This window comes from Neobacillus bataviensis LMG 21833, assembly GCF_000307875.1.
Lineage (GTDB): Bacteria > Bacillota > Bacilli > Bacillales > Cytobacillaceae > Neobacillus > Neobacillus bataviensis.
This window is the reverse complement of sequence record NZ_AJLS01000059.1, coordinates 49,127-68,711: the sequence shown is the minus strand read 5'-3', so window position 1 is coordinate 68,711 and position 19,585 is coordinate 49,127. Positions and strand designations below refer to the sequence as shown.

21 protein-coding genes and 2 other annotated features (1 of these 23 only partly in view) are annotated in these 19,585 nt (G+C 40.9%); all 21 genes read left to right on the top strand.

The window, feature by feature from the left end:
* Window positions 1–542: 542 nt before the first annotated feature.
* The 21 genes from BABA_RS11315 (at window position 543) to rplA (ending at window position 19,521) form a co-directional block, all read left to right on the top strand.
* The gene (locus tag BABA_RS11315; RefSeq protein WP_007085322.1) at window positions 543–1,004 is read left to right on the top strand and encodes a CtsR family transcriptional regulator; all 462 of its coding nucleotides are present in this window, start codon (window positions 543–545) and stop codon (window positions 1,002–1,004) included.
* 25 nt (window positions 1,005–1,029) lie between these two features.
* Complete coding sequence (locus tag BABA_RS11310) at window positions 1,030–1,578, top strand: protein-arginine kinase activator protein McsA (protein ID WP_007085321.1); 549 nt, start codon at window positions 1,030–1,032, stop codon at window positions 1,576–1,578.
* A gap of 1 nt (window position 1,579) precedes the next feature.
* Window positions 1,580–2,650, top strand: a complete 1,071-nt coding sequence (locus BABA_RS11305; protein ID WP_007085320.1) for a protein-arginine kinase McsB — start codon at window positions 1,580–1,582, stop codon at window positions 2,648–2,650.
* A 17-nt stretch (window positions 2,651–2,667) separates the two neighbouring features.
* Complete coding sequence (clpC, locus tag BABA_RS11300) at window positions 2,668–5,109, top strand: ATP-dependent protease ATP-binding subunit ClpC (RefSeq protein ID WP_007085319.1); 2,442 nt, start codon at window positions 2,668–2,670, stop codon at window positions 5,107–5,109.
* A gap of 116 nt (window positions 5,110–5,225) precedes the next feature.
* The gene (gene radA, locus BABA_RS11295) at window positions 5,226–6,605 is read left to right on the top strand and encodes a DNA repair protein RadA (protein WP_007085318.1); all 1,380 of its coding nucleotides are present in this window, start codon (window positions 5,226–5,228) and stop codon (window positions 6,603–6,605) included.
* 102 nt (window positions 6,606–6,707) lie between these two features.
* Entirely contained in the window at window positions 6,708–7,781 is a 1,074-nt protein-coding gene (gene disA, locus BABA_RS11290; RefSeq protein WP_007085317.1) for a DNA integrity scanning diadenylate cyclase DisA, read from the top strand.
* Window positions 7,782–7,985: 204 nt separating this feature from the next.
* Window positions 7,986–9,077: a PIN/TRAM domain-containing protein gene (locus tag BABA_RS11285; RefSeq protein WP_007085316.1), complete on the top strand. Its 1,092-nt coding sequence runs from the start codon at window positions 7,986–7,988 to the stop codon at window positions 9,075–9,077.
* Window positions 9,078–9,109: 32 nt separating this feature from the next.
* Complete coding sequence (gene ispD, locus BABA_RS11280) at window positions 9,110–9,802, top strand: 2-C-methyl-D-erythritol 4-phosphate cytidylyltransferase (RefSeq protein WP_007085315.1); 693 nt, start codon at window positions 9,110–9,112, stop codon at window positions 9,800–9,802.
* Window positions 9,802–10,278, top strand: a complete 477-nt coding sequence (ispF, locus tag BABA_RS11275) for a 2-C-methyl-D-erythritol 2,4-cyclodiphosphate synthase (protein ID WP_007085314.1) — start codon at window positions 9,802–9,804, stop codon at window positions 10,276–10,278. Before ispD ends, ispF begins: the two co-directional genes overlap by 1 nt.
* 50 nt (window positions 10,279–10,328) lie before the next feature.
* On the top strand, window positions 10,329–11,786 hold the full coding sequence (gltX, locus tag BABA_RS11270) for a glutamate--tRNA ligase (RefSeq protein WP_007085313.1): 1,458 nt from the start codon (window positions 10,329–10,331) through the stop codon (window positions 11,784–11,786).
* A 45-nt stretch (window positions 11,787–11,831) separates the two neighbouring features.
* Window positions 11,832–12,099: a binding site (T-box leader), on the top strand.
* Window positions 12,100–12,307: 208 nt separating this feature from the next.
* Entirely contained in the window at window positions 12,308–12,976 is a 669-nt protein-coding gene (gene cysE / locus BABA_RS11265; RefSeq protein ID WP_007085312.1) for a serine O-acetyltransferase, read from the top strand.
* The gene (gene cysS / locus BABA_RS11260) at window positions 12,957–14,354 is read left to right on the top strand and encodes a cysteine--tRNA ligase (protein WP_007085311.1); all 1,398 of its coding nucleotides are present in this window, start codon (window positions 12,957–12,959) and stop codon (window positions 14,352–14,354) included. Before cysE ends, cysS begins: the two co-directional genes overlap by 20 nt.
* Before the next feature lie 3 nt (window positions 14,355–14,357).
* On the top strand, window positions 14,358–14,783 hold the full coding sequence (locus BABA_RS11255) for a Mini-ribonuclease 3 (protein WP_007085310.1): 426 nt from the start codon (window positions 14,358–14,360) through the stop codon (window positions 14,781–14,783).
* Entirely contained in the window at window positions 14,780–15,523 is a 744-nt protein-coding gene (gene rlmB, locus BABA_RS11250) for a 23S rRNA (guanosine(2251)-2'-O)-methyltransferase RlmB (protein ID WP_007085309.1), read from the top strand. Before BABA_RS11255 ends, rlmB begins: the two co-directional genes overlap by 4 nt.
* Before the next feature lie 3 nt (window positions 15,524–15,526).
* Window positions 15,527–16,036: an NYN domain-containing protein gene (locus tag BABA_RS11245; RefSeq protein ID WP_007085308.1), complete on the top strand. Its 510-nt coding sequence runs from the start codon at window positions 15,527–15,529 to the stop codon at window positions 16,034–16,036.
* Between the two features lie 69 nt (window positions 16,037–16,105).
* A complete protein-coding gene (gene sigH, locus BABA_RS11240) occupies window positions 16,106–16,756 on the top strand; it encodes an RNA polymerase sporulation sigma factor SigH (protein WP_007085307.1) in 651 nt (216 codons plus the stop codon).
* Between the two features lie 164 nt (window positions 16,757–16,920).
* Window positions 16,921–17,067, top strand: a complete 147-nt coding sequence (gene rpmG / locus BABA_RS26505; RefSeq protein ID WP_007085306.1) for a 50S ribosomal protein L33 — start codon at window positions 16,921–16,923, stop codon at window positions 17,065–17,067.
* A gap of 51 nt (window positions 17,068–17,118) precedes the next feature.
* Window positions 17,119–17,301, top strand: a complete 183-nt coding sequence (secE, locus tag BABA_RS11230; protein WP_007085305.1) for a preprotein translocase subunit SecE — start codon at window positions 17,119–17,121, stop codon at window positions 17,299–17,301.
* A 278-nt stretch (window positions 17,302–17,579) separates the two neighbouring features.
* Window positions 17,580–18,113, top strand: a complete 534-nt coding sequence (gene nusG, locus BABA_RS11225; RefSeq protein ID WP_007085304.1) for a transcription termination/antitermination protein NusG — start codon at window positions 17,580–17,582, stop codon at window positions 18,111–18,113.
* 182 nt (window positions 18,114–18,295) lie between these two features.
* Window positions 18,296–18,721: a 50S ribosomal protein L11 gene (rplK, locus tag BABA_RS11220; RefSeq protein WP_007085303.1), complete on the top strand. Its 426-nt coding sequence runs from the start codon at window positions 18,296–18,298 to the stop codon at window positions 18,719–18,721.
* A gap of 101 nt (window positions 18,722–18,822) precedes the next feature.
* Window positions 18,823–19,521, top strand: a complete 699-nt coding sequence (rplA, locus tag BABA_RS11215) for a 50S ribosomal protein L1 (RefSeq protein WP_007085302.1) — start codon at window positions 18,823–18,825, stop codon at window positions 19,519–19,521.
* Between the two features lie 53 nt (window positions 19,522–19,574).
* Window positions 19,575–19,585: a sequence feature (ribosomal protein L10 leader region), on the top strand; it runs 133 nt beyond the window's last position.

Genomic DNA, 19,585 nt, shown 5'->3' with positions numbered 1-19,585 from the left:
GAGTAGGACGTTGCCAGGCAAATGAAAAGGACAATCCAATAGGATTGTCCTTTTTGCGTTAGGTTCTGTTACTTTTAATTGTTGATTTTCATGGGGGTATGAGAATTCATAGGCGGAGAATTTCCGGCTAATGTATATAGAGGAAGCTTAAGAAGCGGATATAAGCGAAGATATTCCGATTAACTGCTCAAGATAGGACAAAATCCAAAGATTTGGACACTATAAACGGAAAAACTACCTTTATTTTTAAGAAAATATGGGTTTTTCCCAATATAAATGGAATTTTCCCGTTTATTTTTCAAAAACAGTAAAATCAACATTCAGTTATAACAGAAAGATGAGAATTCCAACAAAGAAAGTATGCCTGAATTTTTTACGTTTCACCCTCAAAAAAATATTTAGTAGTTTATTACCACCATTCATAGGTTTCGCAACCGTGAAATTTGGAGAAAATCAGTAGTAGTGATTCGTTGCATCTCCATGGAATTTTCAGTATAATTAAAGTCAAATATAGTCAAAGTCAGATGATGGGGGGTGGGAAGATGAGAAACATCTCCGATATTATTGAAAAATATCTAAAGCAGGTTCTAGAACTGAGTGAAGAGGATCTGGTTGAAATTAAGCGCAGTGAAATTGCAGATAAATTTCAATGTGTACCCTCACAAATCAATTATGTAATCAATACGCGGTTTACGATTGAAAGAGGATATATGGTTGAAAGTAAACGAGGCGGTGGCGGATATATTCGGATTATGAAGGTTCAATCCCACGATTTTGCCCATTTAATCGACCATTTGCTTTCACTTTTTCAAAATCGGATTAGTCAAACAAGTGCCGAGGATGTCATTGTAAGACTTGTTCAAGAGGAGATCATTACAAAGCGTGAGGCGAAGATTATGTTGAGTGTCATTGATCGCTCTGTATTATATATTGATCTTCCGTTCCGTGATGAATTAAGAGCAAGAATGCTAAAAGCCATGTTAACTTCTTTAAAATATAAATAATTATCGCAGCCGGAGAGGTGAAAATATGATTTGCCAAGAATGCAATCAAAGGCCTGCAGCACTTCATTTTACAAAAATCATTAATGGCGAAAAAACAGAAGTGCATCTTTGTGAGAAATGTGCTCAGGAAAAAGGCGAAATGTTTATCTTAAATGGAGAGTCGGGTTTTGCGTTTAATAATTTATTAGCAGGTTTATTAAATATCGACCCCACTTTTCAAAAACCGAGCCAAAGCCCGTTTCATCAGGAGGAAATCCTTCAATGCACGCATTGTGCTATGACATTTCCACAGTTTTTAGAGATTGGCCGCTTTGGATGTTCACATTGCTATGAGACCTTTAAGGATCAATTAAAGCCTGTTTTAAGGCGGCTTCATAGTGGGAACTGGACCCACAATGGGAAAATCCCAAAACGAATTGGCGGGGGGATTCATCTTCGAAAACAAATCGAAGAGTTAAAAGGTGATTTAAAAGAGTCCATCAACCATGAAGAATTTGAAAAGGCAGCGGAAATACGCGATGAAATACGTACATTAGAGAAAAAATTAGCCGAAAGTGTTGAGGGAGGGGATTAACGTGTCGCTTGAACGTTTTTTAAATCAAGCTGTCAGTTCCTGGATGAACGAGGAAGGGCCTGATTCGGACATTGTTCTTAGTTCCCGCATCCGTTTGGCGCGAAACTTTGAGGACTATAAATTTCCAACTGTTTTTTCACATGAAGAAGCAAAAATGATTATTGTAAATATGGAAGATATTTTAAGTAAAACCCATGTTCAAAAATTTGGCCAGATGGAATTGTTAAAAATTGATGAAATGCAGCCTCTTCAGAAAAGGGTCTTAGTAGAAAAGCATTTGATCAGCCCAAAACTGGCTGAGGAATCACCGCACGGTGCCGTTCTATTAACCGAAAACGAAGAAGTTAGTATTATGATTAATGAAGAGGATCATATTCGGATTCAATGCTTGTTTCCTGGTTTACAATTATCTGAAGCATTGGAAGCCGCGAATGAAATCGATGATTGGCTTGAAAGTAATATTCAATTTGCTTTTGATGAGAAGCACGGTTATTTAACAAGCTGTCCCACTAATGTGGGCACAGGCCTCCGTGCATCCGTAATGATGCATTTACCTGGGTTAATCTTAACACAGCAAATAAATCGAATCATACCTGCTATCCATCAATTAGGTCTTGTTGTTAGAGGGATTTACGGTGAGGGCAGTGAGGCACTGGGGAATATTTTTCAAATCTCCAATCAAATTACTCTAGGCAAATCGGAAGAGGATATCTGTCGCGATCTAAAGGGTATCGTAAGCCAGTTAATTTCACAAGAAAGGTCTGCCCGTGAAGCATTACGAAAAACTTCTAACATACAATTAGAAGACAGGGTGTACCGCTCATTAGGGGTTTTGACTAATAGCCGAATTATCGAAACAAAAGAAGCAGCAAGATGTTTATCAGATGTAAGGATTGGCATAGATATGGGGTATATAGAAAATATGCCAAAATCGATATTAAATGAATTAATGATTTTGACCCAGCCGGGTTTTCTTCAGCAATATGCCGGCGGTCCATTGCGGCCGTACGAAAGGGATATTAGAAGAGCGGCATTAATTAGGGAACGACTAAAAATGGAACTTCAAAAATAGGTGAGGAGGAAGAGAATATGATGTTTGGACGTTTTACCGAAAGGGCACAGAAGGTACTTGCATTGGCACAAGAGGAAGCGATTCGACTTGGACATAACAACATTGGGACTGAGCATATTTTGTTAGGGTTAGTTCGCGAAGGTGAAGGAATTGCCGCAAAGGCGCTATATGGGCTTGGTTTAGGTTCTGATAAAATCCAAAAAGAAGTGGAAAATTTAATTGGCAAAGGACAAGAAACTTCCCAAACGATTCACTATACTCCTAGAGCGAAGAAGGTCATTGAATTATCAATGGACGAGGCTCGAAAGTTGGGCCACTCCTATGTTGGCACCGAACATATCCTGCTGGGTTTAATCCGTGAAGGAGAAGGGGTTGCTGCCCGGGTACTTAATAATCTTGGTGTCAGCTTAAATAAGGCGCGCCAGCAAGTGCTGCAATTATTAGGCAGTAATGAATCTGGCGGCCATCAGGGCGGGGCGTCAGCGAGTGCAAACACACCAACACTTGATGGTCTTGCGAGAGATTTAACGTCAATTGCTAGAGAAGGCAGCCTGGATCCGGTGATTGGACGCAGTAAAGAGATTCAGCGTGTTATTGAAGTGCTAAGCCGTCGAACCAAAAATAATCCTGTGCTAATCGGTGAACCGGGTGTAGGTAAAACAGCGATCGCCGAGGGGCTTGCACAGCAAATTGTCAATAATGAAGTACCTGAGATCCTTCGCGATAAGCGCGTGATGACCCTTGATATGGGAACGGTTGTCGCAGGAACAAAATATCGCGGTGAATTCGAGGATCGTTTGAAAAAGGTGATGGATGAAATCCGCCAGGCGGGAAATATCATTTTATTCATTGATGAGCTGCACACATTAATTGGTGCCGGTGGAGCGGAAGGTGCTATCGATGCCTCCAACATCTTAAAACCTTCTCTTGCTCGCGGAGAGCTGCAATGTATTGGGGCCACAACACTTGATGAATATCGAAAATATATTGAAAAAGACGCTGCGCTAGAACGACGCTTCCAGCCGATTCGCGTCGATGAACCAACAGCTGAGGAATCCATTCAAATTTTAGAAGGCTTGCGTGACCGTTATGAGGCACACCACCGCGTTTCGATTACGGATGAGGCGATCCAAGCAGCAGTTAAACTTTCAGATCGTTATATTTCTGACAGGTTCCTGCCGGATAAAGCAATTGACTTAATCGATGAAGCAGGGTCAAAGGTACGGCTTCGCTCTTATACAACGCCGCCTAATTTAAAAGAATTAGAGGTTAAGCTTGATGAAGTAAGAAAAGAAAAGGATTCAGCTGTCCAAAGTCAGGAATTTGAAAAGGCTGCGTCATTACGAGATACAGAGCAGCGACTTCGTGAACAACTTGAAGAAACGAAGAAAACGTGGAAAGAAAAACAAGGAAAAGAAAATAATGAAGTGACAGTTGAGGATATCGCGAGTGTAGTATCGAGCTGGACTGGTGTTCCTGTCTCCAAGCTTGCAGAAACTGAAACAGCTAAACTCCTAAATTTAGAAGAGATACTCCATTCTCGTATTATCGGCCAAGAAGAAGCTGTTATCGCTGTTTCAAAGGCTGTTCGCCGTGCGAGAGCTGGGTTAAAAGATCCAAAACGCCCAATCGGTTCCTTTGTCTTCCTTGGACCTACTGGTGTGGGGAAAACTGAATTAGCTCGTGCCTTAGCAGAAGCTATGTTCGGTGATGAAGATGCGATGATCCGGATTGATATGTCGGAATATATGGAGAAACACTCCACATCTAGACTTGTAGGTTCGCCTCCGGGATATGTCGGTTATGAGGAAGGCGGACAATTAACGGAAAAGGTTCGCAGAAAACCATATTCTGTCATACTGCTGGACGAAATTGAAAAGGCACATCCGGATGTATTTAATATCCTGCTTCAAGTACTTGAGGATGGCCGATTAACGGATTCAAAAGGAAGAACAGTGGATTTCCGAAATACAGTCCTGATTATGACATCGAATGTTGGTGCGGAACAACTAAAACGAAACAAATATGTTGGCTTTAATATTCAAGATGGTCAGCAGGATTACAAGGATATGAAGGGTAAAGTGATGGAAGAATTGAAAAAGGCTTTCCGTCCGGAATTCTTGAATCGAATCGATGAAATCATTGTCTTCCATGCATTAGAGAGAAAGCATCTGAATGAAATTGTTACCTTGCTTTCTGAACAGTTAATCAAACGCTTAAAAGAGCAAGATATTTCCTTAGAATTAACGGATGCTGCGAAAGAGAAGATTTCACAGGAAGGTTATGACCCTGAATACGGGGCAAGGCCGCTAAGAAGAGCGATTCAAAAGCATATTGAAGACCGACTTTCTGAAGAATTATTAAAGGGAACATTATTAACAGGTCAAAATGTTATAATTGATGTAGCTCAAGGCGAATTTATTGTAAGAATGGCAGAAAAAACAAGCTTAGTAAAATAGCCGTATAAATACCGTTTAACAAAGTATGAGGTACACGTGAATAAAATCAACCCGTGTACCTCTTTTTCCGTTTTTTGAACAATACTAGGAGATTTTTAATTAGGAAGTGCAAAACAATGGCAAAGAAAAAAACAGTCTACGTTTGTTCCAGCTGTGGTCACTACCATCCAAAGTGGCAAGGATTTTGTAATGCCTGTGGTGCGATGAGTACGCTTCAGGAAGAAAATAATGAAAAACAATCCACTGCAACGAAGGTAGCAAAGGGGATTGCAACTGTTAAAAGGTTAACAGAAGCTAAATCACAAAATAGTGATAGAATTATCACCGATATCGGTGAGTTTAATAGGGTAATGGGGGGTGGAATCGTAAGAGATTCTATAACCATTATTACTGCTAAACCTGGTGCGGGAAAGTCTACTCTTCTTTTACAAGTATCCCAAGATCTTGCTCAAAAAGGGTTAAAGGTGTTGTATGCCTCGGGTGAAGAAAGTGATAGTCAAATTAAGCGAAGAGCCGAACGTATTTTACCAAGAGTGGATGAAAATATCTTTGTACACTCTGACACAAGCTTAAATAATGTTCTTGCTTGTATCGAAGAAGTGGATCCCGACTTAATCATCATCGACAGTATTCAAACATTTGTTCTGGAAGAGTACAATTCAAGACCTGGCTCTCCAACCCAGACAATGGAGTGTGCAAATGAGCTTTTAAAGGTGGCTAAAAGCGCTAATAGACCACGTGCAGTGATTATGGTTGGACAAATGACCAAAGATGACGAACTTGCTGGATTAAGAGCATTAGAACATTTAGTTGATACGGTCTTAATCATTGATGGAGAACAAGGTGAAGAACTAAAGGCTCTTTCGGCAAGTAAAAATCGATATGGCAGCACAGGGGAAATGGGCTTTTTTGCTATGACGGAGACTGGAATGGTTGGGATAGAGAATCCATCCGAGTTCTTTATGACTCAAAGAGATGAAGTCGTAAGTGGAAGTGCCTTAACCGTAATTAAAGAAGGTACAAGACCTATTATTGTAGAAATAGAAAGTTTAGTTTCACCAACATTCACACCGTATCCTTCCCGAATAGGTGAATGTATGCGAAAAGACCAAATAAGCACTCTGACAGCTATTTTGGAACAAAGAGCAAGTCTGCAAATGCTCAATCAGAATGTGGTTATTAAGACTACGGGGGGAATTCGACTGAAAGAGCAATCAAGTAATCTTGCAGCGTTGATGAGTATTGTATCTTCTTATAAAGATAAAGGCATCACCAATGATACTGTGTTTATTGCCGATATTGGTTTAACAGGTGAGTTAAAGAAAGTTCCAGCACTTGAGTCTAGAGTAAAGGAATTAGAGAGAATGGGATTTAAGAAAGTGTATATAGCTAAGAATGCACTAAAAAATCCAAATAGCTTTAAACAAATAGATGTAATACCTTGTAATACGCTTTCTGAGGTCATTAATAAGGTTTTTAGTGATTACCCCTTCTAAATAACCTAAAGGCAGTTTGGTGATAGGTCCATAGAATATAATATATAATTGAATTAGCACATATTGTCAGTGAACTTGCCATTATTCATAGGGGGATAGCAGATGGACAATAAAAAGCTTGGTGAACAATCTATTAGTGATGTCTTGCAGTTTCTTGCGCCCGGTACACCTATTCGCGAGGGGATTGATAATGTCCTTAGGGCAAATACAGGGGGGCTCATTGTCGTTGGCTATAATGAAAGGGTAAAAAGTATTGTGGATGGCGGCTTTGAAATCAATTGTCCTTTTTCGCCAAGCTTTTTATATGAACTGGCCAAAATGGATGGCGCCATCATTTTAAATGAAACAGGTAATAAGATCCTTTTTGCTAATGCCCAGCTTGCACCAAACCCAGAAATACCATCGTCCGAAACAGGGATGCGGCACCGGACGGCTGAAAGAGCAGCCAAACAAACAAAAACCTTGGTGATTGCCATTTCCCAAAGAAGAAATGTGATTACCTTGTACCAAGGGAATTTCCGTTATGCTTTAAAGGACATTGCTGTCATTTTAACAAAAGCCAATCAAGCTATTCAAACGCTTGAAAAATATAAGGCAGTGCTTGAGAAAAGTGTGACCAATTTAAGTATTTTAGAGTTCGAGGAATCTGTTACCTATAACGATATTTTACTAGTTCTCCATCGTTTTGAAATGGTGTTAAAGATTAAAAATGAACTATTAACCTTTCTCCATGAATTGGGGACAGAGGGACGACTTATTCGCTTGCAAATGAATGAAATCCTAACAGATTTAGAAGAAGAAATGATGCTGATTATGAAAGATTATGCCTGCGAACGGGATAGTAAGGTAAGGGATATCCTGCAGCGCATGCAGGCATTGACATCGAGCGGAACAATTGAGGATGTCGTTTTATTAAAATTATTGGGCTACCTAGGCTATGTCCATCTCGATGAAAATAAACCTCCACGAGGCTATCGGATTTTACATAAGATCCCAAGATTACCCACCATAATCATAGAGAATCTTATTAGTTCATTTGGTGAATTGTCAAAAATTATCTATGCCACAGTAGAGGAACTGGATGATGTCGAAGGTATCGGCGAAGTACGTGCGAAAAAGATAAAAGAAGGTTTTAAGTTAATTAAAGAGCGGCTATATACAGACCGTCACCTATAAAAAGCATTGAAAAGGCAAATATCGTGTGTTAAAATGGTGAATTTCAATTTGTTTGACACAAATTTTTACAGATGCTACCCTATGAGGAGTAAGATTTTTACATCACAGAACTGTTTCAAATCCTTTACAATTTGGAAAAATAATCACAAATTCAACGTTTCAATTTTGGGAATATGTTTATAATGTATTAGAGGAGGTGAAGGAATGTTAAAACGAATCGTGCAAGCATGCTTCCTCATTATGGGAGGAACGCTTGGTATATTGTTATTGCCGGAGTTGTTCAAATTATTTTCTATGGACGACATTCCGATTATCAATAACTCATATGTTACTGCTATTTTAGGTGCTATTATTTTTTATCTTATTACCTTTTGGGCGGTAGATTATGTCTTTAATTTCATAAAATGGGCAGAAGATTCTTTAGTGAAAATCCCTGTAACGGACGTGTTATTTGGCAGCGTTGGGTTAATTTTCGGATTAATCGTGGCCTTTTTAATTGGCTTTGCCCTTAATGCTGTTCAAGTGCCAATTTTGAATGCCGTTGCTCCCATCTTGTTGACGCTTTTATTTGGTTATATGGGCTTTCAAGTAGGTTTTAAAAAGAGGGATGAGCTATTAGGCCTTTTTGGTAATCGTGGAAACAAGAAAAAGCCCGGGGATGAGGAGGCCGAAAAGGCAGCCGCCGGCAAAGCTTTAAAAATATTGGACACGAGCGTGATTATTGACGGACGTGTCGCTGATATTTGTCAGACGGGCTTTTTGGAAGGAACAATTGTGATCCCACAATTCGTTCTTGAGGAGCTGCAGCATATCGCGGATTCTTCCGATGTGTTGAAACGAAACCGCGGCCGCAGAGGATTAGATATCTTAAATCGGATTCAAAAAGAACTCGCCATCAAGGTAGAAATATATGAGGGCGATTTTGAGGAAATTAGCGAAGTAGACTCGAAACTCGTGAAACTAGCAAAATTAACAAATGGCATCCTCGTCACGAATGATTTTAATTTAAATAAAGTATGTGAGCTGCAGAATGTCACGGTGTTAAACATCAATGATTTGGCAAATGCTGTGAAGCCAGTTGTCCTTCCAGGTGAGGAACTTACCGTTCAAGTAATCAAGGATGGGAAAGAGTATCATCAGGGTGTTGCTTATTTAGATGACGGAACCATGATTGTTGTCGAAGAAGGAAGAGAATATATCGGCAAGCGAATTGAGGTACTAGTGACAAGTGTGCTCCAGACATCTGCTGGACGGATGATTTTTGCAAAACCAAAACTTTTAGAAAAAGCGCTGTAGCTGGACCTAGATAGATAGATTGGGGTTTTTTTATGACTTACCAAGTCATTCTCCCGGCTGCTGGTCAGGGAAAAAGAATGGGAGCAGGAAGAAACAAGCTTTTGTTAGAGCTAAATGGTGTGCCTGTACTAATCCATACATTAAAGGTGTTCGATGAGGATGAAGGGTGTAGCGGTATTATTTTAGCGATTCACCCTCATGATGAAAAAGAGTTTAAAGCATTGCTTAAAAAGTATCATATTAAGAAGGTAATGAATTTAGTACGGGGTGGCGAAGAACGCCAGCATAGTATTTATAATGCCCTTAAAACAGTAAATACCAATGATATTATCCTGGTTCATGATGCGGCCCGACCATTTATTCGCAAGGAACAAATCCACCGTTTAGCAGAAACAGCAGAAGAAACAGGTGCGGCCATTATTGGGGTGCCGGCAAAAGATACCATGAAAAAGGTACAAGATGGTGTGATTGTGGAAACTGTCGAACGTTCAAGCTTGTGGGCTGTTCAAACCCCGCAAGCTTTTCGTATTTCTTTACTTCGGAAAGCCTACGAGAAAGCGGAAGCGGATCATTTCCTTGGAACGGATGATGCCAGTTTAGTTGAACGGCTGAATATGCCTGTTGCCATTGTGGAAGGTGATTATGACAATATCAAACTGACAACACCGGAAGATTTGTACTTTGCGGAAGCGATACTGAAAAAGAGAGAGAAGGAGTTTTGTTGATGTTTCGAATTGGACAGGGTTTCGATGTTCACCAATTAACAGAAGGGCGCCCGCTTATTATTGGCGGCATTACGATCCCTTATGAAAAGGGTCTTTTGGGTCATTCCGATGCAGATGTACTATTACATACAGTTTCAGATGCCTGCCTTGGAGCAATTGGGGAGGGGGATATTGGCAAGCACTTCCCCGATACCGATCCGAATTTTAAAGATGCGGATTCAGCAAAGCTGATGGAGCATGTATGGATGCTGGTTAAGGAGAAGGGCTACGAGTTGGTTAATGCGGATTGCACCATTATCGCGCAAAAGCCGAAAATGGCTCCCTATATAGAGCAAATGCGCTCCCGAATTGCGGAATTACTTGAGGCAGCACCAGAACAAATTAATGTAAAAGCGACTACGACGGAGAAACTAGGCTTTACTGGCAGAGGGGAAGGCATTGCCTCCCAAGTAGTAGTTTTATTGAAAAAGAAATGATAAAATAATCAGTTGAGAACAAACTAATTATTCATGGAGGCATTATTATTATGTCAAACGAAGTTCGTGTAAGGTATGCACCAAGTCCAACGGGACATTTACATATCGGAAACGCCCGTACTGCGTTATTCAACTATTTATTTGCACGCAGTCAAGGCGGAAAATTTATTATCCGGATTGAAGATACTGATAAAAAGCGGAATATTGCCGGCGGTGAGGAAAGCCAGTTAAAGTATTTAAAATGGCTTGGCATGGATTGGGATGAAAGTGTCGATGTCGGCGGGGAATACGGGCCATATCGCCAATCAGAGCGGAATGATCTATATGAAACCTACTACAATCAATTATTAGCAGATGGTCATGCCTATAAATGCTATTGTAACGAAGCAGAGCTTGAAGCAGAGCGGGAAGCGCAAACGGAACGAGGCGAAACTCCGCATTATTCCGGTAAATGCCGTCATTTAACTGAGGAAGAGCGCCGTCAACTTGAACAAGAAGGCCGGGAGCCAAGTATTCGAATTGCCGTACCAGAAGGAAGAACCTATACGTTTGATGATATGGTTAAGGGCTCAGTTTCCTTCGAATCAGAAGGTATGGGTGATTGGGTCATCATTAAAAAGGATGGAACGCCAACCTATAATTTTGCGGTAACGGTCGATGATTATTTAATGAAGATCTCCCATGTGCTTCGCGGTGATGACCATATTTCCAACACACCGAAGCAGCTGATGGTCTATGAAGCATTAGGCTGGGAACCGCCGGTCTTTGGGCATATGACGCTGATTGTCAATGAAAGCCGGAAAAAGTTAAGTAAGCGGGATGAATCGATTATTCAATTCATTGAGCAATACGAAGAATTAGGGTACCTTCCCGAAGCATTATTTAACTTTATTACCTTACTCGGCTGGTCACCGGCGGGTGAAGATGAGCTTTACTCAAAAAATGAATTTATCGAACTATTCGATGCCAGCCGTTTATCAAAATCACCGGCATTATTTGATAAGCAAAAGCTGACATGGATGAACAACCAATACATGAAAACGATTGAAGTTGACCGCCTGCTTGAACTTGCCCTTCCGCATTTAATCAAGGCTGGTCGTGTGAGTGCCAATCTAACTGATGAACAGCATCAATGGACACGCCAATTAGTAGCGCTTTTACAAGAAAAAATGAGCTTTGGTGCAGAAATCGTTGAACTATCAGACCTATTCTTTAAAGAGGATGCAGAATACGAAGAAGAGGCAAAGGAAATTTTAGCAGGGGAAACAGTTCCAGAAGTATTAAAGGCATTTTCTCATGAGCTAGACCAGCTTGAAAGCTTCCAAGCCGATGGCATTAAGGCGGCAATGAAGGCGGTTCAAAAGTCCACTGGTCAAAAGGGGAAAAATCTGTTTATGCCAATTCGTGCGGCAGTAACAGGGCAAACACATGGCCCGGATTTGCCGCAGACAATTGAGCTTTTGGGCAAAAGTAAAGTGCAAAACAGAATTCATAAAATTATTAGTTAACAATAAGAGAAAAATGTAATATAGTATAAGAAAGTAAATTCATAGTCTAAAGCGTAGATGAGGAAAAGTAGGAAAAGGATGCTTGAAAGAGAGAACCATCACCGGCTGAAAGTGGTTTAAGCCCCTCCTGATTTGAAATGCACCTCTGAGCCCCATTTCGAAAAGGGTCAACTCCTGAGTAGATATGGGCGGAGCCATCCGTTAACAAGTTAGAGTGAGACTTTTATAGCTAGGGGGGTGTGTTCATTACGAACAGCATGAAATTAGCTAATTGGTCTAATCAGAGTGGAACCACGCGTAATGCGTCTCTGTCGATACGACAGGGGCGCTTTTTTATTGTCTAGCTTCAGCGCCCTAGCGGCTAATGTCCTTCGCTCTCCGCCCTACGATAAGTCAACATCGATTCGCCTCCGGCTCATCGTGTTTCCTTTATCTCAGTTGGAGCGCTCCAGGCCATACGCCGCTGAACAGGGCGCTTGCGCTTTTCATATTTTGCAAAAAAACAAAGGGGGGGAATGGCGATGTTCAAAAAGTTTAAGGAGGACGTCGAGGTTGTTTTTGAACAAGATCCTGCGGCAAGGAGTTATCTAGAAGTTATCTTAACGTATTCAGGATTACATGCGATTTGGTCACATCGAATCGCACACGCATTCTTTAATAGTAAATTATTCTTTCTGGCACGAGTCATTTCTCAAGTAAGCCGATTTTTTACGGGAATTGAAATTCATCCAGGGGCAAAAATAGGCAGGCGCTTTTTTATTGATCACGGTATGGGCGTTGTGATTGGAGAAACCTGCGAAATTGGGGATAATGTAACCATATACCAAGGCGTGACGCTCGGTGGTACGGGGAAAGAAAAAGGAAAACGGCATCCGACGATTAAAGACAATGTCTTGATTGCCACTGGGGCAAAGGTGCTGGGGTCAATTACCGTCGGTGAAAATTCGAAAATAGGCGGCGGTTCTGTGGTCTTAAAAGAGGTTCCCCCAAATTCGACGGTAGTGGGAATTCCAGGCAGAGTCGTCATACAGGACGGAAAGCGAATTAATAAAGATTTAAACCATTGTGACCTGCCGGATCCGGTTGCCGACCGCTTAAAGGAAATGCAAGCAGAACTAAGTCAGCTCCAGGAGGAACTGTTTGAATTAAAAGAGGAAGGAATTAAAGTCAATGGCCATTCAAATTTATAATACACTCACAAGAAAAAAAGAAGCCTTCATCCCGCTAGAAGAAGGAAAGGTAAAAATGTATGTCTGCGGGCCGACCGTCTATAATTATATCCACATCGGCAATGCCCGTCCGGCGATTGTATTTGATACGGTTCGCCGCTACTTGGAGTACCGCGACTTTGCTGTCCAATATGTCTCTAATTTTACTGATGTGGACGATAAATTGATTCGCGCCGCCAATCAGTTAGGGGAAGATGTCCCAACAATTGCTGACCGCTTCATCAATGCCTACTTTGAAGATGTTTCTGCATTGGGCTGTGAAAAAGCGGATGTTCACCCGCGGGTAATGGAAAATATGGATATAATCGTCGATTTCATTCAGAAATTAGTAGAAAAAGACTTTGCCTATGAATCAGAAGGCGATGTTTACTTCCGGACACGAAGATTTGATGAATACGGCAAGCTTTCCCACCAATCGATTGACGACCTGCAAGTCGGTGCACGGATTGAAGTGGGTGATAAGAAACAAGATGATTTGGACTTTGCTTTATGGAAAGCGGCGAAGGAAGGGGAAATCTTCTGGGATAGCCCTTGGGGGCCGGGCCGGCCTGGCTGGCATATCGAGTGCTCAGCAATGGCGAAAAAGTATCTGGGTGAAACGATTGATATCCATGCAGGCGGTCAGGATTTAACCTTCCCGCACCATGAAAATGAAATAGCCCAATCAGAAGCCCTGTCAGGGAAGTTGTTTTCCCGTTATTGGATGCATAACGGTTACATCAATATTGATAATGAAAAAATGTCAAAATCATTGGGGAATTTCGTGCTAGTGCATGACATTATAAAAAGGCATAATCCGCAAGTGCTGCGCTTCTTTATGTTATCCGTTCATTATCGTAATCCGATTAATTACAGTGAAGAATTATTGGAGAACACAAAGGCGGCCTATGAACGTCTAACTACTTCCTATCAAAATTTAAAACATCGGAAAGAAGCGAGCACAGACTTAACCGATAATAATCAAGAGTGGCTGGATAAAATAGCTGCCTTACAAGGCTCATTCGTTGAGGCAATGGATGATGACTTTAATACCGCTTTAGCCATTTCTGTATTATTTGAGCTTTCCAAGCAAGCTAATTATTATCTATTAGAAAAAAATACTGCGATAGAGGTCATTGATGCCTTTACAAACCAATTTGAAGAGCTATTCCGTGTGCTTGGGCTAACACTCGGCAGCGAAGAAATGCTGGACGAAGAAATTGATGCACTGATCGAAAAACGCAATCAGGCACGTAAGGATCGAAATTTCCAACTATCTGATCAAATCAGGGATCAGCTAAAGGAAATGAATATCATTTTAGAAGACACCGCACAAGGTACAAGGTGGAAAAGAGGCTAATTCATGCTTGATTATGAGAACAACGTCAATGCCAAACAATTGAATAGCCTCGCCTTGGCCTACATGGGCGATGCGGTTTTTGAGTCATATGTGAGACGGCACCTTCTTTATAACGGTAAGGTAAGACCGCACCAATTGCACCGCTTAGCGACAACGTACGTCTCCGCGAAGGCCCAGTGCCAAGTTCTTTTTCAACTGATGGACGAACAACTATTAACTGAAGAAGAATTAGCTGTGGTGATGCGCGGCAGAAATGCAAAGTCCGGCACGGTTCCGAAAAATACCGATGTCCAGACGTATCGTTACAGCACCGCGTTTGAAGCATTAATGGGCTATTTATTTTTGGAAGAAAAGAAAGAGCGCTTAGAAGAGCTCGTGGAAAAAGCATTTTTATATGTTGAAGAACAGAAAGGAGGAACGGTACAGTGAATGAGGACTATATCGTTGGGAAAAACCCTGTCATTGAGGCACTTAAATCGGAGCGGGATATTAATAAAATCTTAATTGCGGAAGGTTCGCAGCGCGGTCAAATGCAGCAAATTACACAATTGGCAAAGGAAGCACATGTCATTGTCCAATATGTCCCCAAGAAAAAAATTGATCAAATCAGCGATCAAAATCATCAAGGTGTCTTAGCCTATGTGGCTGCCTATCAATATGCAGAATTAGATGATTTATTTACCGCAGCTGAAAAGAAAAATGAATCACCTTTCTTTTTATTGCTGGATGAAATCGAGGATCCGCATAACCTGGGATCGATTATGAGGACGGCAGACGCTGTCGGGGCACATGGCATTATTATTCCAAAGCGAAGGGCTGTCGGCCTAACAGCAACCGTTGCGAAGGCCTCAACAGGCGCGATTGAGTATATACCAGTTGTCCGTGTGACAAATATGGCGCGAACGATTGATGAATTAAAAGAACGGGGCGTATGGATCGCTGGAACAGATGCGAAAGGAAAGGAAGATTATCGGCAATTGGATGGTACGCTCCCACTTGGCTTAGTGATCGGTAGTGAGGGAAAAGGAATGGGACGATTAATTCGAGATAAATGTGATTTTCTGATTCAAATGCCGATGGTCGGAAAAGTGACCTCGTTAAATGCTTCAGTAGCGGCATCCTTACTCATGTATGAGGTTTATCGAAAACGGCACCCGCTTGCGAGGTAGCATATGGATATCCTGCTTGTCGACGGATATAACATTATTGGTGCCTGGCCGGAGCTAAGGGCGTTGAAAGAGCGAGATTTACCTGCTGCAAGGGATCGTTTGGTGGAAAGAATGGCAGAATATCAAGCCTTTTCCGGTTACCGCGTCATTGTTGTATTTGATGCCTATTATGTGCAAGGGATAGAGAAAAAATATAAAAATCATAAAGTAGAGGTCATCTTCACGAAGGAAAATGAAACAGCAGATGAGCGGATTGAAAAAATGGCCATCAGTTTAAGTAATCGAAGAACGCAAATCCATGTGGCTACCTCCGATTTTACGGAGCAATGGGCGATTTTTGGACAAGGCGCCTTACGCAAGTCCGCTCGTGAGCTGCTTCTAGAAATGTCAACGATTGAAAAAGGCATTGAAAAGAAAGTAAAAAAGATCCAAGAAAAGAAACCAGGTACTAAAATTCCGATTAGTGATGAAATGGCAGAAATTTTTGAAAAGTGGCGCAGAGGGCAGAAATAAGCATCGACTTCAATATATATGTACTGTATACTAGTAATATCTATGCATGTTCGGTGGAGGGGATCTACTTTGAGTACAGACTTCGGGACGAAGATCAACGAACACTTTATCGTAATGGAAGATGAAGAAATTGTTGATTTGGTGCACCAAGGTGATAGTGAAGCATTGGATTATTTAATCCATAAGTATCGTAATTTTGTGCGTGCAAAAGCAAGATCCTATTTTTTAATTGGGGCAGATAAAGAGGATATTGTCCAGGAGGGGATGATTGGCCTTTATAAGGCGATTCGTGACTTTCGTGAGGACAAGCTTACCTCCTTCAAGGCATTTGCTGAGCTATGCATCACTCGGCAAATTATCACAGCAATTAAGACGGCAACACGGCAAAAACATATTCCGCTAAATTCCTATGTGTCCTTGGACAAGCCTATTTACGACGAAGAATCAGACCGAACATTGATGGATGTGTTGTCTGGCACTAAAGTACTGGATCCGGAAGAATTAATCATCAATCAAGAAGAATTTGACCATATAGAAGTCAAAATGACTGAATTATTAAGTGACTTAGAACGGAAAGTATTAGCACTTTATTTAGATGGCCAATCCTATCAGGAGATTTCTGAGGAGCTTAATCGTCATGTGAAATCTATTGATAATGCCCTGCAGCGGGTGAAAAGAAAGCTTGAACGCTACTTGGAAATCCGGGAATTTTCATTCTAATTTTATTGCAGATTTTTGTCATAAGTATGAATCTGCTCACAGCAGATATTGACAATAATTAGGGGTCGTGTTACATTTTGAGGGAAAAAGGATAAGCGGTATTGCCCGATTTTTGAGGTGTTTCCTAGTTTATTCTTTAAAAAAACTGGTTGAAGGTGTCGAATTTGAGCAAAAAAGTCATCCTTGCCTGTGTAGATTGTGGCTCGCGGAATTATTCGACCACCAGCAAGCAAGAGCAGAGCGAACGATTGGAAATAAAGAAATTCTGTAAAACTTGCGCAACCCACACCCTGCACCGGGAAACAAAATAATGTTAATTGAGGCTAGCAAAAGCTACTTAAGATAGTTGGGGGTTACGAATAATGAAACGCTTAAAGAAGTTCTTCAGTGATATTGTCCGCGAAATGGGAAAGGTTAGCTGGCCAAAACGAAGCGAACTGACTCGTTCTACCATTACTGTTTTATCAACTGTTGTATTTTTTGGAGTATTCTTTGCGGTTCTCGATTTAGGAATTTCAAAATTGATTCGCTTAATTCTTGAATAAATAGTTATCATTCATGGTATAATGGTAATCAATAAAGGAAATTTCAGCTAAAAGCCCGTTTTGACGGGTTTTTTAATTTGGATTACAAAAGCGGAAGCGCCTTGCTCAGGGGCGACAGGCATAAGACGAGCAGGCGAGAAGGCTGCTCTTTAGCCTTCTTGACTGATTGGCTTATGACCCCGAGCCCCTAGGCGCTGGAGCTAGATGATTATCAAAGTTCAATAAAAAAGCAGTATATCGATAGTAGATAGGGAGGGACGGACATCTAGTCCTCTTATATGGAAAAGAATTGGTATGTAGTCCATACGTACTCAGGTTATGAAAATAAAGTTAAGGCGAATTTAGAAAAGCGGGTAGAATCAATGGGCATGGCAGATAAAATCTTCCGTGTTGTTGTACCAGAAGAAGAAGAAACAGAAATCAAAAACGGCAAGAAAAAGGTTGTAAAACGAAAGGTTTTCCCTGGTTATGTATTAGTGGAAATTGTCATGACAGATGATTCTTGGTATGTTGTGCGAAACACACCTGGTGTAACAGGATTTGTTGGCTCATCTGGTTCGGGTTCAAAGCCGACTCCATTGCTTCCGGAAGAAGTGACTCATTTACTAAAGCGCATGGGCGTAGAAGAAAAACGAGTGGATTTTGACTATGAAATTGGTGAAACGGTTCGCGTGAAAGAAGGCCCGTTTGCAAACTTTACCGGGTCTATTGAAGAGATGGACAAGGATAAATCTAAGCTTAAAGTTTTAGTCAATATGTTTGGCCGTGATACACCGGTAGAACTCGAATTTACACAAATTGAGAAATTATAATGTAAAAAAACTTGAAATCATTTTTAAATAATGTTACTATTTCATAGGTCAGTATGTCTCCAATTTGAGACTAGACTAATGTTTAAGTTCTTTATGATTAGTATATAAAGACAGATGCCTGAGTGGGAGGGTTCCTAAAGGATCCCAGTTACCACATCACGGACTTTAAGGAGGTGTGTCTCGTGGCTAAAAAAGTAATTAAAGTCGTTAAATTACAAATTCCTGCTGGTAAAGCAAACCCAGCGCCGCCAGTTGGTCCTGCATTAGGTCAAGCCGGTGTTAACATCATGGGATTCTGTAAAGAATTTAACGCTCGTACAGCAGATCAAGCTGGATTGATCATTCCTGTTGAAATCACGGTTTTTGAAGACCGTTCATTTACATTTATTACGAAAACTCCTCCTGCTGCCGTTCTTTTAAAAGTAGCAGCTGGAATTCAGTCTGGTTCTGGTGAACCTAACCGTAATAAAGTAGCAACAGTAAAGCGTGATACAGTACGCGAGATTGCGGAACAAAAAATGCCTGACCTAAACGCAGCAAGCGTTGAAGCAGCAATGCGCATGGTTGAAGGTACTGCACGCAGCATGGGTATCGTCATCGAAGACTAATCCATGTAACTGTTAGTGTTTAATGAGTGGGGTTGCGTTCTGCGCAACCTTTATTCGTGGGAGAATAATTCGCTAAAACCACATTCTAGGAGGAAATAAACATGGCTAAAAAAGGTAAAAAGTATTTAGAAGCTTCAAAGCTTGTAGATCGCTTAAAAGCATATCCAATTGCAGAAGCAATTGATCTTGCTAAGAAAACAAACTACACAAAATTTGATGCGACTCTTGAAGTAGCTTTCCGTTTAGGTGTTGACCCTAAGAAAGCTGACCAACAAATTCGTGGTGCAGTTGTACTTCCAAACGGAACTGGTAAAACTCAACGCGTTTTAGTATTCGCGAAGGGTGAGAAAGTGAAAGAAGCGGAAGCAGCTGGTGCTGATTATGTTGGAGATTCAGAATACATCAACAAAATCCAACAAGGTTGGTTTGATTTTGATGTAATCGTAGCAACTCCTGACATGATGGGTGAAGTTGGTAAGCTTGGTCGTGTATTAGGACCTAAAGGCTTAATGCCAAACCCTAAAACAGGCACTGTTACATTTGATGTAACAAGAGCAATCAATGAAATCAAAGCAGGTAAAGTTGAATACCGTGTAGATAAATCTGGTAATATTCATGTGCCAATCGGTAAAGCATCTTTCGAAAACGAAAAGCTTGTTGAAAATTTCAACACTATATTTGAAACAATGGTAAAAGTTAAACCTGCAGCTGCAAAAGGAACCTACATGAAGAACGTAACAGTTGCTTCAACAATGGGACCTGGTGTGAAGGTAGACCCTTCATCTGTTACAGTTAAGTAATATTTCCCAATTGACAAAACAAAATAGATTTACTATAATCAGTTTTGTTGTTTAAATAAAAAAC